The sequence below is a fragment of the Sphingobacterium hotanense genome, assembly GCF_008274825.1.
In the GTDB taxonomy this organism is placed as follows: domain Bacteria; phylum Bacteroidota; class Bacteroidia; order Sphingobacteriales; family Sphingobacteriaceae; genus Sphingobacterium; species Sphingobacterium hotanense.
The window spans coordinates 2,580,525-2,601,413 of sequence record NZ_CP030848.1 but is presented as its reverse complement, the minus strand read 5'-3'; the positions used below and the strand labels follow the sequence as shown (position 1 = coordinate 2,601,413).

Annotated in this window: 11 protein-coding genes and 1 pseudogene; 3 read left to right on the top strand and 9 right to left on the bottom strand. The window is 41.7% G+C overall.

The annotated features are described in order from the left end of the window. Positions 1-76 precede the first annotated feature (76 nt). Complete coding sequence (locus DSM08_RS10880) at positions 77-1,987, bottom strand: ABC-F family ATP-binding cassette domain-containing protein (protein ID WP_149526181.1); 1,911 nt, start codon at positions 1,985-1,987, stop codon at positions 77-79. A gap of 50 nt (positions 1,988-2,037) precedes the next feature. On the opposite strand from DSM08_RS10880, the gene DSM08_RS10875 reads away from it, so the two are divergent. After that, entirely contained in the window at positions 2,038-3,069 is a 1,032-nt protein-coding gene (locus DSM08_RS10875; RefSeq protein WP_149526180.1) for a quinone-dependent dihydroorotate dehydrogenase, read from the top strand. 24 nt (positions 3,070-3,093) lie between these two features. Here the strand turns inward: DSM08_RS10875 and DSM08_RS10870 are convergent, their stop codons facing one another. The 3 genes from DSM08_RS10870 to thiD form a co-directional block, all read right to left on the bottom strand. Continuing rightward, positions 3,094-3,558 (bottom strand): copper resistance protein NlpE, encoded by a 465-nt coding sequence (locus DSM08_RS10870; RefSeq protein WP_149526179.1) that lies wholly within the window; start codon positions 3,556-3,558, stop codon positions 3,094-3,096. A gap of 139 nt (positions 3,559-3,697) precedes the next feature. Continuing rightward, positions 3,698-4,111, bottom strand: coding sequence for a CBS domain-containing protein (locus DSM08_RS10865; protein WP_149526178.1), 414 nt, complete (start codon positions 4,109-4,111; stop codon positions 3,698-3,700). 226 nt (positions 4,112-4,337) lie between these two features. Beyond that, complete coding sequence (thiD, locus tag DSM08_RS10860; RefSeq protein ID WP_149526177.1) at positions 4,338-5,153, bottom strand: bifunctional hydroxymethylpyrimidine kinase/phosphomethylpyrimidine kinase; 816 nt, start codon at positions 5,151-5,153, stop codon at positions 4,338-4,340. Positions 5,154-5,372: 219 nt separating this feature from the next. Between thiD and DSM08_RS10855 the strand changes: the two genes are divergently transcribed. Further along, a complete protein-coding gene (locus DSM08_RS10855) occupies positions 5,373-5,876 on the top strand; it encodes an HAD domain-containing protein (RefSeq protein WP_149526176.1) in 504 nt (167 codons plus the stop codon). 43 nt (positions 5,877-5,919) lie between these two features. Here the strand turns inward: DSM08_RS10855 and DSM08_RS10850 are convergent, their stop codons facing one another. After that, entirely contained in the window at positions 5,920-7,593 is a 1,674-nt protein-coding gene (locus DSM08_RS10850; RefSeq protein WP_149526175.1) for an NAD-binding protein, read from the bottom strand. A gap of 5 nt (positions 7,594-7,598) precedes the next feature. Continuing rightward, complete coding sequence (locus DSM08_RS10845; RefSeq protein ID WP_149526174.1) at positions 7,599-10,931, bottom strand: toll/interleukin-1 receptor domain-containing protein; 3,333 nt, start codon at positions 10,929-10,931, stop codon at positions 7,599-7,601. Positions 10,932-11,196: 265 nt separating this feature from the next. Here DSM08_RS10845 and DSM08_RS10840 point away from each other — a divergent pair, with 265 nt between their 5' ends. After that, a complete protein-coding gene (locus DSM08_RS10840) occupies positions 11,197-15,048 on the top strand; it encodes a TIM-barrel domain-containing protein (protein ID WP_149526173.1) in 3,852 nt (1,283 codons plus the stop codon). Positions 15,049-15,233: 185 nt separating this feature from the next. Here the strand turns inward: DSM08_RS10840 and DSM08_RS10835 are convergent. The 3 genes and pseudogenes from DSM08_RS10835 to DSM08_RS10825 all read right to left on the bottom strand — a co-directional run. After that, a pseudogene (locus DSM08_RS10835) lies at positions 15,234-16,775 on the bottom strand (IS1182 family transposase); the annotation flags it as partial. Between the two features lie 169 nt (positions 16,776-16,944). After that, positions 16,945-17,523 (bottom strand): hypothetical protein, encoded by a 579-nt coding sequence (locus DSM08_RS10830; RefSeq protein WP_149526171.1) that lies wholly within the window; start codon positions 17,521-17,523, stop codon positions 16,945-16,947. 275 nt (positions 17,524-17,798) lie between these two features. After that, entirely contained in the window at positions 17,799-20,885 is a 3,087-nt protein-coding gene (locus DSM08_RS10825; protein WP_149526170.1) for an efflux RND transporter permease subunit, read from the bottom strand. Between the last annotated feature and the right edge of the window lie 4 nt (positions 20,886-20,889).

Here is a 20,889-nt window from a genome sequence, read left to right as displayed (position 1 = left end):
AACAAAGCTCATACAAGAAAGGCGCCTAATCGGCGCCTTGTGTCTTATATCTAATGTCTAAAATCTAATATCTTCCTCACCCTTCCAATTCCATAATCTCTTCAGCAAGTTTTTCCCAATCGCTTTGGAACTGATCGTATCTTGCTTTTTCGGAGTTATAATTTCTGGTTGTCTCCTGGAGCTTGACGGCGTCGGAATAGATTTCTTCTTTTGCGAGCTCGGCTTCCAGATTTTTGACTGCAACTTCTTGGTCGGCAATCTTTTGTTCTAGAGCTGCTAGTTCTCTGTTTTTCTTTTGTAAGGTTTTCTGTAGATCGTCGGTAAGTACCGGTTTTTCCTTTTTAAGCTCTTCTTTGACCTTTTTAGGTTGTTTTTCTTCCGGTTTTACCACGCGTTTGGAATTCCAAACCTCATATTCCTGATAGGTACCAGGATATTCTTTGATTTTCTTGTCTTCGATATACCAAATTTTATTGGCAACATTATCCAGGAAATAACGGTCGTGGGATACGACGATGAACGTTCCTTCGTATTGTTGCAAGGCTTGTATAAGGATGTTTACAGACGCCATATCCAGGTGGTTGGTCGGCTCATCGAGAACTAGGAAGTTAGCATCCGCTGTTAAAGCTTTCGCTAGCGCGACTCTGGATTTCTCGCCTCCCGATAATACTTTGATTTTCTTGAATACATCATCTCCGGTAAATAAGAAACAACCAAGTATCGAGCGAAGTTCCGTTTCGGTATGCTTAGGGGCAAAAGCGACTAACTCCTGAAGAATAGAATTCTCTAGGTGTAAGGCCTCCAGTTGATGCTGGGCGAAGAATGTCTGCGAAACATTATGACCTTTTGTGCTCGTACCGGTATATTCGCTGTCGGCATCTGCTACGATACGTAGCAAGGTTGATTTACCTTTACCGTTTGCACCAATTAATGCTATTTTGTCGCCCTTTTCGATCAATCCGTCTGTCTTTTCTAAAATTTGAAGATTAGGATAAGATTTAGATATTTGGTCGATCGTCACGACGTGGCGGCCCGAAGGTTTGGAGAACTTGAAGCTGAAGTTTACTTCCGGATTGTCATCATCGATATCATCAACCTTTTCCATACGGTCTAAAGCTTTGATTCTCGACTGTACCATCTTCGCCTTGCTGGCTTTTGCACGGAAGCGTTCGATTAGCTTCTCTTCTTGCTTAATCTTTGCTTGTTGGTTCTTGAATTGATTTCCTTGGATTTCCTCACGTAGGGATTTCTCTTCTAAATAGAAAGAATAGTTCCCAGCATATAGCGTTAGCTTCCCTTTACGAGATTCAACCGTTTTATTGATGATTCTGTCAAGGAAGTAACGGTCGTGGGAGACGATTACAATCGCACCTTCGAATGCCTGTAGATAGTTTTCCAGCCATTTGATAGAGGGTAAGTCTAAGTGGTTGGTAGGCTCATCCAGTAACAGGATATCCGGTGTTTGCAATAAGATTCGCGCAAGCATCACACGCATACGCCATCCTCCGGAGAATGTCGCCAATGGTCGCTGTTGTTCATCTTCAGAAAAACCTAGTCCGGCTAGGATTTCATGGGCGCGGAATTCGATGCTGTAGCCATCCAAGGCTTCAAATTCCATCTGCTTATCGCTTAGTTTATTGAGGATCTCGTCGGAGTAGTCGGTCTCTAGTTTCTTTAATAGAACTTCGATTTCGCTATGCAATTGATTTTGACGTTCGAATGCCTCCATAGCCACGTGCAGGATGCTTTTATCCGAGTGGTAGGATAGGAGGTCCTGGTTCAGATAGCCAATCTTTAAGTCCTTCGCCATCGAAATGGTACCGGCTGTTGGGCTATATTCCCCTACGATGATTTTCAGTAGAGTCGATTTACCAGTACCGTTTGCACCGATCAATCCGACCTTATCTCCTGGCTTAATATGCCAGTTCGCTTCATCGTATAATGCGCGAGCGCCAATTTCAAATGTTAAATTATTTATTGATATCATTTCGACGCAAAAGTAATGAATATTTCTGCTTCTTTGGCTACCTTTGCGGTATGTACAAATTAGTTAAACCACTATTTTTTCAGATGAACCCTGAGCAAGCGCATCATAATGTGACTTCGGGGTTGAAATTTTTTACTAAAATCTGGGGATCTAACGCGCTTTTAAAATCATTATATACCGTTGAAGACCCGAGATTACAAACTACAGTTTTTGGTTTAACGTTCAAGAATCCGGTGGGATTGGCAGCGGGATTTGACAAGAATGCGGATTACATTGAGCAGATGTCAAAGCTGGGGTTTGGATTTATTGAAATCGGAACCGTGACGCCGAAACCGCAACCCGGAAATGATAAGCCGCGTATGTTCAGATTGGTGAACGACCAGGCATTGATCAACCGTATGGGCTTTAACAATCAAGGTGCCGATGTGGCGGCAGGACGATTAAAGCACCTGAAGGAGAAGAATGGCGTTATTATCGGTGGGAACATTGGTAAGAACAAAGTAACTCCAAATGAGGAGGCCGTGAATGATTATATTTATTGCTTTAATTCCTTGTTTGATTATGTAGATTATTTTGTTGTCAATGTAAGTTCTCCAAATACGCCGGGTTTACGTGATTTACAAGAGAAGGAACCGCTGAAGAAGATTTTGAATAAGCTTCAGGATTTAAATAATGCGAAGGCGAGTCCTAAACCTATCTTATTAAAGATAGCTCCCGACTTGACGGATTCGCAATTAGATGATATTGTGGAGATTGTTCAGCACACCAAGATTGCCGGTGTCATTGCAACCAATACGACGATTTCGCGCGAGGGACTCTATAGCGATCCTAATTTAGTGAAGGAAGCAGGTGGGGTTTCAGGAAAGCCGTTGACAAAACGTTCTACCGAAGTCATCAAGTACTTGTCGGATAAGTCAAATAAAGCATTCCCAATTATTGGGGTCGGAGGGATTCATTCGGCCGCAGATGCGATAGAAAAGCTTAATGCTGGTGCTAGCTTGATTCAGATATATACGGGCTTCATCTATGAAGGTCCGGGGCTGGTGGCTGAAATCTGTAAAGGAATATTAAAGGGGAAATAAAATTTCCCCTTTTTTTGATGCTAATTAAAGCTCTTTCTTCAAGATATAATGGTCTTTCAGTGGGCCATCAATTGGGTTTCCATCTTGATCTAGCGAGAATAGCTGATTCTCACCAACCTTCAATTTCATATTGACTTCATTCCCCATCAGATGTACGACGCTGCCGTTGTCATGCCACATAAATTTACCAGCATCTTCGATTTTAGTATCGCGCTCTTGATAAACTCCAGTGTACTTAAAGGTTAAGTCATTATTTAAAACAACAGTTGTTTCAATTCCTGGACAATCGGCGCAAGGAATAACTCCTTTATATGTACCTGCCCAGTCGACCGAGTTTTGCGAGTTATGCGCATTATCCACAGTGTCAGCGCTCGTGTCGTCAGACATAGTAGTGGTATCAGCTCCGGCACCTTGTTTATTCGCATTCGATTCACAAGCGGCGAAGGTTAGTGCTCCAACGCAGAAGGAAAGTGATAATAATTTCTTCATAATACAACGATTTTTGTTGCTTAAAGTTAACCAAAAACCAGACCAATAGAAATGAATTGTTTTTTTAATTAATAGCAGGCACAAAAAACGTAAGCCTACTTGCTGGAAAAGTAGGCTTACAAAAAGATAATGAAGAACTTTAGTATTGGTCGATGAAATAGTTGAGTAGGTCAGTTGTCGTGACTATACCTACTAGTTCTTCGTTTTCAACGACTGGAATTGAATGAAAGGAATGCTTGGATAAAATTTCTGCAGCTTCTTTAACCGTGCTGCTCGGCAATATGCTGACTGGCGTTTTTGCCATAAGTTGCGTAACGGTGTATGCGTCGTAAACCACTGATTCGATATCGTCGTCTTCAGTTACATCAACATAGCTTATCTTTAACAAGTCGGAATAACTCACTACGCCTACTAATTTCTTGTTTTCTACTACAGGTAGGTGACGAATATTGTGTTTTTTGAAAAGATTTTCCGCGTCGTAAAGACTGTCTTTTTGGGATAGAGTAATCAACTCTTTACTCATGATTTGCGATACTGGGACTCTTTGTTTCATAAACTATCTTATTTGTCTATCGCTCCATTAGCGAATAGTCAAATATCCATCGAATATGATTGAAATACCACGACGCTCATTACATTTTAAAATGATTGTAGTCTTGTGAATTTAATAAAGTATTTCTTACCTTAGTAGTTTGCTCATATCAAATCCCCAATACTTTCTTTTAATCATATAGCAATGCTAATTAAGCATCGGCGTTTTCATTCTTGTAAAGGCAATATTAGCGCTTGAAAAAATGATCCAAGGGGCCATTGCCCTTGCCGAGCGATCTGTCTTTCGCTGCTAATATAGCGTGATGTACATAATCCAACGCTTTTTGGCATGCCACAGGCAGGGTATCGCCTAGCGCAAGGTAAGATGCAATTGCTGAGGAAAGGGTACATCCCGTTCCGCGAGTGTTTTTGCTCGCTATTCGTTCAGACTCATATATTTCAGGATCTTGGCCTGCTATTTTTAATATGCTGCTAAGTTTTTCGCTATCCAAATGTCCGCCCTTGAGCAATACGGCATGCATCCCCATATGGATAAGCTTATCAGCAGCTTGGTTCATTTCTTCAAGGTTGGAAACTTTACATTCAGTCAGCATACTTGCTTCATCGAGGTTGGGAGTGACTAGGGTAGCCATCGGATAGAGGAGTGCTTTGGACAATGTAATGGTTTCCTGATCTACCAACAGGTGCCCCGATGTAGAAACCATGACGGGGTCAATAACAATGCTTCCCTGATATCCTTTTAATAAACGAGCAACGATTTCGACTTGGTTAGGATTTGGAAGCATACCAATTTTAATGCTGTCGGGATAAATATCGTCGAAAATACAGTTTAATTGATCTTCCACTGCTTGATCAGGAATAGGGTAGACCGATCGAACTCCCATTGTGTTCTGTATAGGCAAGGCCGTCAGTACATTCACGGCATAACAGCCTATTGCAGAGATGGTCTTCGTGTCTGCCTGTAAGCCTGCCCCGGCAATGCTGTCAAATCCGGCGATACTTAGAACTGTTTTGGCACTATGGTGGGTTGCTGTGTCTATCATTTACGCACAAAGATAGGGATGTTCGGGAACATTCGCTGAGCCTTTGTCCGTCACAAAATGTTAATAGTTAATTCATACAATAAATGATGTTTTACGATTAGGTAAGCTTAAATTCCTATTTGATAATAGGATAGGATTAAATCGGAACTTAAATCGAGAGAATTTTAACAATTTTATAAATAATGGTAGTTGGCTTGAACGATATAAACGAAATGTTTTATGATTGTATTTTTAGATATTGACGGTGTGATGGTACATGCAAATCCGCATAGACCTGTAGAGCTTGATGCCGACGGATTTTATAAGTTCAACGATGTTGCTGTTAAAATTCTTCAATCGACCATATATTTTACAAAAGATCAAATAGTGCTTTCTAGTTCCCATCGCTATAGATATAGTATTGCAGAATGGAAAGAGATTTTTGGTCGACGTGGATTAAAATTTAAGTTTTTAAGTATTTTAGATTTCGTGAGACGTGGTCCAAACGCGCAAGATTCTGTTGGGAAATCTGATAGAATTAGCAGGAAGGCCGAGATCTTCGGATGGATAGCAGCAAATAAGGTTTCGGAACAAAATGTTGTTATAATTGATGATGATAAGTCGCTAAATGATTTACCAAAAGAACTTAAGAAAAGATTAGTTTTAACCAATCCCTATAATGGTTTAATTGAGCAATCTCAATTGCATCAGGTTCTGAAGAGAAGGGTGAAGAGGAAGTTGTAGTTGATATAGCACACTCCCTCTCTAATGAATCTTATAAAATCTCTTAAATAAGTTTATGGATTCTTAAAATTGTATCCCTATCTTTCTGTTTCTCTGCTTCTGATATCTGCTCCCATGGTACTAAGGAAGGATGCAGTTTAAGATCATCATTTCTGGTTGTTCCAAAATCCCATCCATGTAGATATCGATGCGCCATCCACCTTTTGTGTTCAATTATTGCTAGGTATTCAATTTCTTCAGACGTGAATTGGAAATCCTTAGGGTTCGTTGTTTCCAAGGGTTTTCCGGTCAGTAAAAGTTTGAAAGGAATATGATCTGCCTGCGTTCTATTTGCATCCTTCGCATCTTCGCTAAGTGTGTGCCAGTCGGAGGTATATCGGCTGCTTTCTGTGGCTTCCCCGGAGGTTAGTTTTTGATAATCATCGTGGATTGCCTGCGCTATTTTGTCTTGTTTTTCACCGGTGATAAACTCAATGCTGCAGGTTTCTTCGATCCCTCCAAAGAAGTGAATCCTTTTGTTTTCCTTGCTGCCTTCCATCAATGCTCTTAATCCTTTGCCTTCTGCATTGAGCGTATAAATCGCAAATTCGGATGGTCTACTTTTTTGGAGAAGTTCTAATGCGTTGTTTAGGTTTATTTCATCGTCATCGAAGGCATTGATGACAATTGCTTTTTTATTTAATTCGCCTAAGTTTTGCTCATGCAAAATCGGCGTAAAAGACCCTTCAAATTCGTGAAAACTGATCTCACCAATTTTATGAGCCATAGGATATCTTTCCTGAAATTGGATTTGTGCCTTATTAGCCCCCTCGGTATAAATAGCGATCTTTGGTTCTTTATTCGGGTGCAGGTGCATAATACGAAGTGCCTGCAAAAGGATAGCTTTAGCAAAATCTCCAAATCCAATGAATACTATTTTCTCCAGATCTTGAGATTGTCCGGCTTCCAGATCGTTGACGAGCTTGGTAAAGAATTGCCGAGCAACCATCTTATGGACATTAAAGAAATGTAGGTCTACGCTGTTATTAGCGAATTGGAGATCTGCATTTTTCACTAAGTCGATCAGTCGAGGATTTCTTAGGTGCACATAACAGCGAAGCGCATTATCACAATTGGATTTCTTGTAGATTTGCTGCACTGATTCTACAATCTCAATTACTGTCTGCTCGTTTTCAAGAAATACGATTAGGTCTGAGGCTCTTTTGATACCGGCTTCCAGTAATGTATTTTCATCCTCCGCATTTCCAATGATTACTTTATGTCCCTGTTTTTTAACCGCAGATATGTTGGCATGTTCCGTTTCTTTCTCAATCACAATTCCTTGCTGATTCTTGTCCTCTTTAAGGCCTTGGAGAAGCTGACGTCCTTTTTTTGAAACACCTATGCTGATGAGGTGATTTTGTTTGAAAGAAGCCATCAGGAGCGTGTATTGCTCACTAAAAATCTTTTGTATAATCTTAAAGGCTCCAAATAGTAGAATGAAAATCGTGAATATCTTTGCCACAATGAGTTCCCAAGGGATACTTGCATCTTCCAGTGAGGTTGCAGACGGATCACTCCCGAACACAATTTTGATGATTCGGTAGATGCGATCGGGTAAATATCTGAGCGTATTGCTTTCGGGATAGAGTTTGGATAGCCCTATCCAGGAGAGTACGATCAGTGCGACGATAAATATGATTCCAAATATGCCTTTTTGCCTTCTATTGAGCTTCATGCTTGTTATTGTTTAAGTTTTTGTGCTGCTGTCTGTAAGATTTGTTGTACCTCTTTTTTCAAATTCTCATTCCTAATCTTCGGAAGCTGAATTGTTGTCAATTCATACATTCGTTGCCCTATGTATTTGGTTTCGGGCTTTGCACCGAAGTAGTCTGCAAGGATGGCGCGAGATAGGGGATGCTGTGCATAGTTTACCCCAAGGAACTGTACATCAGCATCGGTTTTGATCGGGTAGTGCTTTTTGATGATTTCGACGATTCCTTCTTTTGAGTTTGGAGAGAGTGTTCTGACATCCGGATCCTGAAAATACCAGGTATTGTAGGTTTTTTTATTATCATTGAACGCTAATATGGCGCCCGTTTCTTCGTCGTATTTTTTTCCATAGAACTTTTCCAGATCTTCAGCAAGTTGATCTTTCGAAGTTTCCACATTCCCTGGAATCTCCCATACGCTTATCGCTTTGCCTTCCATCAAGCCTTCAACGGTGAGTATCTTTTTCTCGCCTGGAAGGATATGGATATAGTCGAATTTCTTGTTGATGAACGGCATAGTTAATACATTGCCATTCCTTGCATCCACAAGTTTGGCAACATAGCCAAAGCCTTCGGCATCGTCCTGAACGAAGATCTTGGAATCATCTTCGGAGAATTGAAAAAACTTAGAGTATTTGCTGATGATGATATTCTGCCCGAACGACTTTTTCGTGTCCAAATTCCACAGACGCATATGGTTTGCATCTTCTGAGATCGCTAGGACATTGCCTTTGTTGTTGAAGACCAAAAAAGGGAACTCGATGGTTGGAATTTCGAAGATCGTCTTGTAGTCTTTGGTATTCATCACACTTGCTTTGCCGTCGTTTCGCACGACAACTAATGCTGTTCCTTGTTTATTGAAGGTCCCGCTATTCAAAGTACCCTTTTCTTCTTTTAAGACGCTCTTGGTCTGCACATCGATAATCTTCCAGGAATTCTTATCAACAACTATGATAGTTTTCAGGTCAGGACTGGCGGTGAATCCGCCCAGTACACCTTCAGTTTCGTAACTGATGAGCTTTTTGCCGGTTCTTAAATCCCAAATCCCAAAACCATTGTTTCCTGTACGAGCTAAGACCTGCGTTTGTTCGGCATTGAAAACATAGGTCTTGACCTGACTGTCGAAGGCTTTCCCTATTTCCTTTCCTGTATTGGCATCAAAGGAATGCGTTAAACCATTTTTGTCTTTAGCAATAAAGATATTGGAAACTGGAAGAAAGTGGATAAAGCTAATCTGTTCCTTGATGGAGAAGTATCCTTTTGTAATCTCGCCGGTCTGTGTGTTTAATAAATCAATCGAGTTCCTGTTTCTATTCAATACGTACAGATCGTTTACATTTTTACCGGGAATGCCCGCTAAGAAATTGTCATCCGCATAATATTGGGCTAGTTTTAGGGGTGTGTTTTTCACATTTTTAATGAAGCTTAGCGGATTAGCATTTACGATTTCCTGTGTCCAATCTGGCGAATGGTAATCCATATCCATAGGGTCTTGCGCTAATATCTTTGTTAAATCTGTACTGAAGAATAGATTTTTCGAAAGCTTGGTATATTTGATTCGCTCGCCATTATCGTTGAACAGATCCAGAATATCATCATTACCGGCACTGATTGTCCCATTCTTGTTGATGCCCGCGAAAGAATAGGGAAGACCGGGAGGTTTAATTTGAAACTGTTTCTTTTGTTGATAGTCGACATAATGAAGTCCTTGCTGATTTGTGAATGCAATCTGCTTTCCAGACGCACTGAACATCGGACGCTTAATACTTGAGTTCAAAATTTTGGTAAACACAGGCTTAGGCTCTGCGCGATGCAGGTCGAAGACGCGTAGTTCAGTCGCATCATCTTTTAGCATCGTAACGACCAAAGTCTGGTCAACCTGATCGAAATATGCTGCATTAGGCGTAATAGATGAGAAGCTCAACAGTGGTTTTTCCTGCTTTTTGTCGATATCAAATAAGACGAGTTGATTCGACTGCTGAAATACAAGGTATTTCCCAGAGGGTGCTACAGCGCGAATGGTCAAGAAGACGCTGTCCGGATTGGGTCTTAGCACCTCTATCTTGTCATCAGCGATATGGTATCTGATGATTTTATATTCATCAATTGCCGTATAGATTCTGTTTTTATTGTCGAACTGCGGTCTCGAGGCTTGGCGGCTGCTAATGTCCGCACGCTGTTTGACCAGTTTTCTGTCGATAGCATTCCAGACCTGCAGCACGCTATTATTTGCGCCTACGTTGGCATATGTTGCTATCCATTGGGCATCTGGTGAATAACTGGCATTTCCGGCCATACTGTTTTGCATGACAGTGAGATCATCTTGTATAGCGAGCATAGAGTGTGCAAATAGCTTCGCACTTTCGTCGCCCCGGCGTGTTGCTTCTGCGATATACGCAGCGCCATCCCCGTATTCACTTTCCGTTAATTTGTTGATGCCGGAAGCATAGAGCGAACGAGCAAGATTGCGAAGTGCCGCATTCTTCTGATTCCATGCTACGATACCTGCGATAATGGCAATGATGCCTAAAGCAGCGATTGCGATAGCAATACGCTGTATATTTCTATTCTTCTTCTTGATTTTCTCCAGTTGATAGGCTTGGTCGCGTTTGGTCAGCTCGCCGAGCGGAACGCCGAGAATACCAGCAATAATTTTCAAGAGGGCAAGATCAAGACGTTTCTTATACTCATCCACCGCCATCTTAATTTCATGGTTAGACTTGCCTTCTAGCTGCAGCTGATGCCGATAGGCTTCAGCGGAAGTATAGCCTTCTTTGTCCGTATGAGGAATCCTGACATCAGCAGCGAGGACTTCTTCGGGTTGATCTTTCTGAACGGTGCCATCTGCATCAACGTTATATCGAAGCTCGTCTGGGAAACATTGGTTTTCAGTTTCCTTGCCGCTATATTCAGGTTCTCCTGACAATATTAACGCAATTATCTGCTTCGACTTGCCGGTCTTTTTAAAATAGCGTATCTCGTCCCGAACATAGTTTGACTTTGCAGATCGTGGCGAGCTTAAGTAGATTAAAAATTCAGAGCGATCGAGCGCTTCGGTTAAGGAGCTATTGAGGTTTGAGCTTGCCGATAACTCCTTTTCATCTTGAAAGACCGGGTAGATTTGCCGGGGAATTTCCTGTCCCTGTTCATTCTTCTTCCCAATAAGATCTTCGGGTATCTCGTAAGTCTCTAAAGCATGGTGCAACCAATCTGCCCACTTTCTCCCTTCTCCCTGGTTGTTTCCATGGCTATAGCTAATAAACGCTTTATATCGTTTTGACGTGTCTTTCGATCCTTGCTCCATAATAGGTTATCTATTAGTTTATTGTCGGTCTCTTTTCGATAGCTAATAGTGCAAAAACCAAACATATTTTTACCGAAAGTGTCATTTTTCAAACGACATCAGGAAATTTTATCCCCGCCCTTTTGTTTCAAGGGAAACGTGGAAGTTTTCTTTACTGTATTATTTTTATCATATTATAGGTGAGAACAATAGATTTTTCTACCTTTAGGCACCTTTTTAAAACTTACGATATAACAGTTGCATAAAAGTAAAGTATCGTAAAAATATGACTTACAAAAACAATAAGATGTTCTGGGCGCTGGCATTATCGCTGTGTATCGCGCAGACATCGGAAGCGAAAGCTATACAATCCGCTGTACCAACTGTTGTATGTGCTACGGACAGTCTTTCTATTTTATCTGCAGAGCAGATAAATGCTACAACAATAGATCTTCTTTTATCCAATCAAAAGCGTATTAGCTTTGATTTCTATGGAGATAATATCTTTCGTGTATTCTTCGATCCGAATGGAGGGATCATTCGAGATCCTCAAGCGAAGCCTGAGGCTAATATACTTGTCGATAATCCTAGAAAGGCCGTCAAAGGCTTAAGATTTGAGGATGCTAATGATAGAATCCTGATCAAAACGGAAAGAATCCGTATTGATATATCTAAAGATAACAGCCTATTCGAGATTACTGATTTGAAATCGGGAAAGACGGTCCTTCAAAGTTTATCTGCTATACAGTTTGGAGATAAGAAGAGTGGTATCAACCTGAAAGAGCAAGACGACGAGTATTTCTTTGGTGGGGGAGTCCAGAATGGGCGCTTCACGCATAAGGGAAAGGCAATTCTGATTGAGAATACCAACTCATGGACCGACGGCGGTGTGGCATCGCCTACACCTTTCTATTGGTCCAATAAGGGATATGGGGTGATGTTCTATACCTTTAAGAAAGGTCGCTACGATTTCGGAGCGAAAGAAAAGGGTACTGTGATGTTATCCCATGACTCGGATTACTTCGACGCCTTTTTTATGGTGAATCCTGATGCAGTATCCCTGCTTAACGACTTCTATCAACTCACAGGGAATCCTGTACTCTTACCTAAGTTTGGTTTCTATCAAGGGCATCTTAATGCCTACAACCGGGACTACTGGAAAGAAGATGAAAATGGAATTCTATTTGAAGACGGAAAGCGCTATAAGGAAAGCCAAAAGGATAAAACCGGTATTCGTGAATCGTTGAATGGAGAGTTGAACAATTACCAGTTTTCAGCGAGAGCAGTTATCGATAGATATAAGAATAACGATATGCCATTAGGTTGGTTATTGCCCAACGATGGTTATGGCGCTGGCTATGGCCAGACCAAAACACTGTATGGCAATATTGCGAATCTAAAAAGCTTGGGCGACTATGCACGCGAAAAGGGAGTAGAGATTGGTCTGTGGACACAATCTGACTTACACCCTAAAGACAGCATCGACGCATTGTTACAGCGTGATATCGTGAAGGAAGTGCGCGATGCAGGAGTGAGAGTGCTCAAGACTGATGTAGCATGGGTTGGGGCAGGCTATTCTTTCGGACTTAATGGCGTATCTGATGTTGGACATATTATGCCGTATTACGGAAAAGATGCACGTCCTTTCATCATCTCATTAGATGGTTGGGCAGGGACGCAGCGTTATGCTGGTATTTGGTCAGGAGACCAAACAGGTGGTGTATGGGAATACATCCGGTTCCATATTCCTACATATATAGGGTCAGGGCTCTCCGGACAGCCTAATATCAGCTCTGATATTGATGGTATCTTCGGAGGCAAAAATAAGATTGTCAATACGCGCGATTTCCAATGGAAGACTTTCTCGCCAATGCAATTGAATATGGATGGCTGGGGTAGTAACGAAAAATATCCACATGCCTTGGGTGAGCCAATCACTTCGATCAACAGACACTATTTAAAGTGGAAGTCGCAGTTGATGCCTTATACTTATAGTATCGCAAAGGAAGCGGTTTCAGGACAACCAATGATACGGGCGATGTTCTTAGACGATCCTAACGCTTATACGTTAAGCACCGCAACGCAGTATCAATACCTATACGGGCCCTCTATATTGGTTGCACCAATCTACCAAGCCACAAAAGCTGACACGCTAGGAAACGATATCCGTAATCATATTTATTTACCTGAAGGACAGTGGGTAGATTATTTTACAGGCGAGGAATACGCAGGAAATCAGGTAATCAACAATTTTAAAGCACCACTTTGGAAACTGCCAGTTTTCATTAAACGAGGAGCCATTATTCCTGTTGTTCCTGCGAATAACAATGTTTCAGAAATAGATCCTGGACTTCGTATTATTGAGTTTTATCCGCATGCGTGGAATACGTTTAAACTCTATGATGATGATGGTACAACGGAGGCTTATCGCAGCGGCAAGTCTGTAGAAACGATTATTACATCTGGAATTGCCAAGAGTGGAGAAGTGCTACTCGAAATCCAGAAAACTACAGGTGATTTTGATGGCTTTCAGAAAAACCAAGCGACAGAGTTTCGGGTAAACTTGACCCAAAAGCCCAAGAAAGTCGTACTGAAAATCAATGGCCGCAAATATAAGTTGCAGGAAGTTGATAGTAGAGAGAAATTAGAATCCATAGACTACGGATATTATTATGAAGCTCGTCCGAATCTTAATCAATTTGCTACTCCAGGTTCTGAGTTCGCAAAGGTTCAGATCATTAAAAACCCGGAATTAATTGTAAAGGTAAAATCTTTAGACATCACTGAAAATGCGCTTGCCTTGGGTATTACAGGCTATCGCTATGAAACCGAGAACAGTTATTTGAAGCAAACCGGTGCCTTATCTGCACCTAGCAATGCGCAGGTAAAGGATGCAAACGCAAAAGCGTATACCTTACGTCCAACATGGGACGCTGTTGCCAATGCTGATTACTACGAGATTGATTTTCAAGACGTACATTATGGATTGATCCAAGATACCACTTTACTGTTTGAAGGATTAAAAGCAGAGCGTGATTATCAGTTCAAGATCCGTGCGGTAAATAAAGACGGCTTTTCGGATTGGACGAGCTTCGCGGCGAAAACTAAGGCTAATCCGCTATTGTATGCAATTCCAGGGATCGTGGGGACTACAACTGTTCCTAATCAAGGAAGTGAGGGGATAGAGAAGTTATTCGACTATGATGAAGGCAATATGTGGCATACGCAATGGGGAAAAGAAGCTGTTCCATTTGATATTGTTATGGATTTAAAATCTTTCAATCAATTGGATAAGTTTCAGTACCTACCTCGTTCCGGACGTGGAAACGGCGTATTGCTGAAAGGTAAAGTAGCATATAGTAGCGATCAATCACATTGGGAGGATGCAGGCGATTTCACGTGGGCTCACAATGATGAGGTGAAGACGTTCGTGTTTGATAAGCAACCTAATGCGCGCTATATCAAAATTTCCGTATCTGAAGCCGTTGGTGATTTCGGATCAGGGCGCGAACTCTATGTTTTCAAAGTTCCGGGAACCGAAAGTTACATCCCGGGAGATATCAACAATGACCGCTTGATCAATCGTAACGATTATACCTCATATATAAACTATACAGGCTTGCGCCAAGGCGATGCGGACTTCGAAGGCTATGTAAGCAATGGCGATGTCAACAAGAATGGACTTATTGACGCTTATGATATTTCGGTAGTAGCTACTCAGTTGGACGGCAAAGTAAAACCGGAGAAAGAAGAGAATCTGAAAGGCACTATTAAATTGTCTACGGCGAAAACTCGTTATGCTGCAGATGATGTAGTAACCATCAAAGTGGAAGGCGTCGATTTAAACGCTGTCAATGCATTGAGTTTCGCGTTGCCATATAGTGCTCAAGATTACGAATATCTAGGAATTGACAACCTAGGTTTGAAGCAAATGGATAACTTAACCAATGACAGGCTTCATACCAACGGACAGAAGGCATTATATCCAACGTTTGTGAATGTGGGCAATAAGGAGACCGCCAAAGGAAGCAATGAACTGTTTGTTATCAAATTGAAAGCAAAACGCAATGTTATTTTTAATCTGAAAGCGATTGATGGCATATTAGTCGATAAAAACTTAAAATCAAAAAGCTTCTAGAATTGGATAAAATAGAATAGAAAAAGAAGGTGTCTAAAAAGGCACCTTCTTCTGTTTTATAGGTTTTGCGATTTCATTACTGTTTTCATTTTTGAGTTTTAAGCAGTAAGTCGATATTTTATGGTTTTAACGTTCCTGACTCCAATTTTTATTGTATATAGTGTTTTATCGCTATAACCATTCCCAAAGAAGACATCGTTTGCCCACTTTTTCGCCCATTTTCTGAGGTTATGGGCAATGGCCATCAATCCGAACTCCACAGCGACTTTCTCCAGTCCTTTCATTGTGAACCGGGTAAACCTGTTGTTGCTTTTCATCTGACCGAAAACGGATTCCACTTCTATGGGTCGCTTGCTTCGATGGTACATTCCCTCTTCCGATACCAGCCTTTCCCGGGCTTTATCCTTGAGCTGATTGAGTCTATGGTTCACTTCAATGAGCCGATCGCCTTTAGCTTTATGACACCCACTGCGCATCGGGCAGCCTTCGCATCGCTGAGCCTGATAACAGCTGACCTGGGCTGTGTATCCGTTGGCACTAACTCTGGTTGCATGACCGATAAAGCTGAGCTTCTGTCCTGCGGGACATACATAATAGTCATCTTGCTGGTTGTAATACAGATTCTGTACCGAGAAAGGATCCTGTTTATGCTTGCGCTTCTGTTCCACATGAAAGTAATTGTACTTGACAAAGGCAGTTATGCCCTGTTTTTCCATCAATTCATAGTTCTGCTCGCTACCATAACCGGCGTCTGCTACAAGCTGTTCGCTTTGTTTTCCGTAATGGCACTCAAAGCCTTCCAAATGTTCCGGCAGGGTTGTGGTGTCGGCAGTTGTTTGATGGATGCTGTAATGGGTGATGAACTGATCTTCGGTGCTGATTTGGGCATTATAGGCTGGCTTAAGCTGGCCATTCTTCATGTGGTCCTCTTTCATCCGCATAAACACAGCATCGGTATCGGTCTTGCTATAACTATTGCGATCTCCCAGTACTTCCAGTTGCTCTTCATATTTCTCTAGTCGAGGCAAATAGTCCTCTTCAAGTTTCTTAAGTTGCTTATCAGTAGATTTATTGGCTCCTTTGAACTTGGCATTGATCGCTTCGATCTTTTCCTTCAACTGACTGCTATCGATGGCCTTGCTAACTTCTTGATTACCTAATGAAGATTGGTCTTGGGCGATCTGAGCCTCGATTTCCGAAAGAACCGAAGTAATGTTTGCTTCTAACTTTACCTTATTCTTCTCGACCGATTTCTTCCAAACGAACGTATAACGACCAGCGACAGACTCGATCTTGGTACCATCTACATATTGAACTTTCAAGCTAACATACTCCATATCATGTAGCATACGAACGATACTGGCAAACAGCTCTTGTATCTGTCCTTTAAGACGCTTTCCTCTGAAATAATTGATCGTACGATAATCAGGTGTACTGTTCCCTGAAAGCCACATGAAATGGATGTTCTCGTGAAGGGCCTGCTCGATTTTTCGGCAAGAATAGATATTGCTTAAATAGGCGTAGAAGAGCACCTTAATGAGCATTCTAGGGTGAAAACTAGTGGTGCCTCCGCCTTTATACTGACGGATAATAGGTTCAAGATCCAACTGGTCAACAACCTGACTCACCAAACGAACCGGATGATTCATTGGAATACGATCTAAAATATTCTCAGGAAATAGACTCGGACTATTGGATGGAAGCGCTTTGAATTGTATGTTTGCCATATTGTTTTTTTGGGTGCACCTTAAGATACAAAATCTTAAGGACAAAAAAACAGAAAAACCCCGCCATTTTTTAATGACGGGGTTCTTTCTTTAAGAGACCTTTTTAGACAGCCTCTTTCTTATTAATATCGAGAGTAGCATATAAAAACTTTAGGAACCCATGATTCCCTTAGAAGGAGTATCCAAAGCTGACATACGGCCAGTAAGGAATAAAATTCCCACTAGTGATAAGCGGTGCGAAACCTGCTCTGAATAGAAAACCACTATCAACCGGCTGTTTTCTGTAGCCGAATACCAAGTTTCCTGTTATTGTGGTATTGCTATCAGAATCGACGAAAAAGATTTCACCATCCTCTTCCGTACCGGAAATGAATGTAGCGCCGGCGCCCATTTCAAAGTAATGTCCGTTCTTCCCTAACAAGTAGTTTAAGCCTACAGGAAGCGTGAAGAGTTTTTCCCCATCGATAGCATAATAACTCAGACCAATACGAGCACCAAGCCCATCGGGTCTGTTTTGAAAGCGGGTATCGTAGTTGAATGAGTAGGTTAATCCAGTACCTAATATTTCAAAGAATACACCTTGTTTTCTTTTGCTTTCCGTTTGATCTTGTCGGAAAGCCAAATATCCAGACTTATCGTTTTTATTCGATGACATGTTTTGAGCACCATTGTACGTCAAAGTGGACTGAGCTGATAGACTGCTCACGCATAATGCAGCGGTTAAAATGGCTAGTAGATTCTTCTTCATATTTTCGTTATTGGTATAATAGTTTTTTTAAGTAACGTAATCTTTGAGAAAAACGCAACAAGCGGAATGAAAAATCTTTCATCTTTCCTTTTAAAAGCTCTCAAGGATGAAAGTTCTTGATGGCCATTGAAAACAGACACTTTCAGAAAAAACTTTCTTTTTAAAAACTAACAAGAATGAAAGTTTTTGAAGACTTTCGAAAGCAATCACTTCTAAAAAAAAGACAGGCCCTAAAGCCTGCCCTCGACGAAATTAAAATTGAAAACAAATATCTTTTAATCTTTACGATGCGCGTAATAGAAAATAATTGGAATAATGGAAAAGGAGAGGATCAAGCAAATAATAAGCCCGCCAACAATCATAATTGCTAATGGCTTCTGTATTTCAGATCCCATCCCCGTCGACAAGGCCGCCGGTAATAATCCAAAGGACCCCATCAACGCAATCATAACGACCGGTCTTATTCGGCTCCTAACACCTTGAATAATCGCCTCTTTTAATGGGATTCTATGAGCGATATTGTCCCTGATAACACCGATCAGAACAATACCATCAATCGTTGCCACGCCGAATAGAATAATGAATCCTATGCCTGCGGATATACCAAATACAGTTCCTGTTGCCCACAGCGAAAGGAAACCGCCGATGAAGGCAAAGGCCAAGGTTATAGAGCAGATTGCTGTATCCTTGATGTTTCCAAAATTAAAATAAAGCAGCATCAAAATAAGCACTAAGGAAATAGGTACAACGAGTGCTAACTGCTTGCTGGCGCGCTCTTTACTCTCAAATTCGCCTGCCCATTCCATGTGTTTGCCCTTTGGCAATTTAATCTCTTTTGCAACCAGTTGTTTTGCCTCCGCAATGGTGCTCCCTAAATCGCGGCCCTCAATACTGAAACCAACCCCGATATAGCGACTGTTTCCTTCGCGATAAATAAAGGCAGGACCCGTTATATACCCTATGCTAGCAATTTCTTGTAGGGGAATATGCTGTCCATTGCTACTGGGAATCATGATATTGCCTATTTTCTCGGGGCTGTTTCTATATTCTTCTTGGAAACGTAGGACCACATCAAATTGACGATCTCCTTCGTAAAATCTCGTCGCCGCCTGCCCACCAATCGTCATCTCGATCACAGCTTGAACATCAGCCGTACTGATGCCATATTTCGCCATCTTATGGTCATGCAGCTGAATCCTTAGTTCCGGTAGGCCGATATTCTTATAGACGTTGATATCCGTAATACCCTGCACTTTCTCTATCGTACCGGCTAGTTTATTCGCATAACGCTCAAGTTCGTACAGATCATCGCCAAATATTTTAATGACCAGAGCACTCTTTACACCGGCAACATATTCCTCGACATTATCTTGAATTGGCTGACTGAAACCGAAATTAATCCCCGGATAATGCTGTAGTTTAGTTCTGATCTCCTGAATTATATCTTCCTTAGTTACTTTTCTTTTCCATGTTGATGGATCGTTCAGTTGAACCAGAAATTCAATATTGAAAAATCCCGTAGGGTCTGTTCCATCATTAGGTCTACCTGTTTGGGTCAGTATAAAATCAATCTCCTCCGTACCTTTTTGAATAAGCTTCTTCATTTCCACCGTCAATTCCGTCGATTTCTCCAGATTCACACTATTGGGAAGGGTAGCGCGGATGTAGATAGCGCCTTCATTTAGTTTCGGAAGGAACTCCGATCCGTATTGGGAAAACAAGGCTATACAGATCGAGAGTATTCCGATAAAGATGCCAATACTGGCTTTTTTATATTTAAACGAGACTTCATAAAGCCCGAATATTGCTCGTTGAAAGAATTTCGTAATCCAGTTCTCGCGTTCTTCCATCTCCTTTGTGAAGAGAAGCTTGCACATCGCCGGAACATAGGTCAAACTCAGAATGAGTGAACCTAGCAGGGCATAGCCCAAAGTAAAAGCAAGTGGGGTGAACATCTTACCTTCCACCTTTTGAAAGGAGAATATCGGCAATAGCGCAACGATTAGAATCAATAAGGCAAAGAAGATATAAGAAGCAACACTTCCTGTGCTCTTCTTGATGATTCCCATCTTGCTCATTTTTGCAAATCGCTTAGCGCCGACCTTATGCGACATGGTCGCCAAGGCAACAAATACCGTCTCGACAATGACCAATGTGCCTTCTAACAGCAGACCGAAGTCTAAGGAACCCATCGATATCAGATTGGCGGGCAAGCCCTGAATCTTCAACATGATGATGGCAAACAGAAATGCCAAAGGAATTACAGAGGCAACTATTAAAGTAGACTTCCAGTTGTATAAGAAGATAAACACAATCAGAGACACCAATAGTACGCCCTCTATTAGATTTTTCGAAACCGTTTTAACTGTATTGTCGACTAGCGTAGTCCGATCGATGACAGGCTCTATCTGTACATTCTCAGGTAGAATCCGTGTATTGAGTTCTTCAATCTTAATCTTTAAATTTTCAACGACCGACGAGGGATTCTCGCCACGCAACATCACGACAATTCCCTCAATCAAATCGTTGTTATCATTATAGCCTACCTGGCCGAGCTTGGGTTTGTTAGACACCACAACCTCTGCCACATGCTTCACCAGAATAGGCGTGGTACCATTTAGTTCGATAGTTATATTTCCGATATCATCGATGCGGTCTAATAATCCGACACCTCGAACAACATAGGCTTGATCTCCCTGCTGAATCATATCGCCGCCTACATTGATATTAGACTTCGAAACCGCCTCATATACATCCAACGGGGAGAGGTTATAATTCCTCAATTCCGTAGGGTTGATCTTGATTTCATAGATTTTTTCGGCACCCCCAAAACTGATCACGTCGGCGACTCCCGAAACCGAAAGTAGTTCCCGCTCGATAACCCAATCTTGAATAGCTGCGATTTCACGCGTTGGCAAATCCGATTTAATGACGTAGCGGTAAATCTCTCCGGTTGCTCCCGATGGCGGTTCTATACTCGCCTCGGCCCCCTCGGGCAGATTGACAGCCGAAATTTTATTCGATACATATTGCTGAGCAAAGAAATCATCAACCCCATCTTCAAACTGCACGGTCACGACCGATAACCCGAATAGGGAAATCGACCTTATATTAGACTTCTTCGGAATATTATTCATCAGCTTGGAAACTGGCAGGGTGACCATCTTCTCGACTTCCTCCGCACTGCGTCCGGGCCACTGCGTGATAATCCTAGCGCGGGTGTTGGTCACATCGGGGAAGGCTTCAATTGCTGTATGCTTCAAGGCATAAAGCCCAACGAACAATAGGATGAAAGTCGGAAAGAGGATGAACGTACTGTTTCTAAGTGAAAAAGTAACTAAGGCTTGTACAAACTTCTTCATCGCA

Bases quoted from the DNA above. Each gene is read 5' to 3' on its own strand.
- DSM08_RS10880 (WP_149526181.1), bottom strand. From the start codon at position 1,987: ATGATATCAATAAATAATTTAACATTTGAAATTGGCGCTCGCGCATTA.
- DSM08_RS10875 (WP_149526180.1), top strand. From the start codon at position 2,038: ATGTACAAATTAGTTAAACCACTATTTTTTCAGATGAACCCTGAGCAA.
- DSM08_RS10870 (WP_149526179.1), bottom strand. From the start codon at position 3,558: ATGAAGAAATTATTATCACTTTCCTTCTGCGTTGGAGCACTAACCTTC.
- DSM08_RS10865 (WP_149526178.1), bottom strand. From the start codon at position 4,111: ATGAAACAAAGAGTCCCAGTATCGCAAATCATGAGTAAAGAGTTGATT.
- thiD (WP_149526177.1), bottom strand. From the start codon at position 5,153: ATGATAGACACAGCAACCCACCATAGTGCCAAAACAGTTCTAAGTATC.
- DSM08_RS10855 (WP_149526176.1), top strand. From the start codon at position 5,373: ATGATTGTATTTTTAGATATTGACGGTGTGATGGTACATGCAAATCCG.
- DSM08_RS10850 (WP_149526175.1), bottom strand. From the start codon at position 7,593: ATGAAGCTCAATAGAAGGCAAAAAGGCATATTTGGAATCATATTTATC.
- DSM08_RS10845 (WP_149526174.1), bottom strand. From the start codon at position 10,931: ATGGAGCAAGGATCGAAAGACACGTCAAAACGATATAAAGCGTTTATT.
- DSM08_RS10840 (WP_149526173.1), top strand. From the start codon at position 11,197: ATGACTTACAAAAACAATAAGATGTTCTGGGCGCTGGCATTATCGCTG.
- DSM08_RS10830 (WP_149526171.1), bottom strand. From the start codon at position 17,523: ATGAAGAAGAATCTACTAGCCATTTTAACCGCTGCATTATGCGTGAGC.
- DSM08_RS10825 (WP_149526170.1), bottom strand. From the start codon at position 20,885: ATGAAGAAGTTTGTACAAGCCTTAGTTACTTTTTCACTTAGAAACAGT.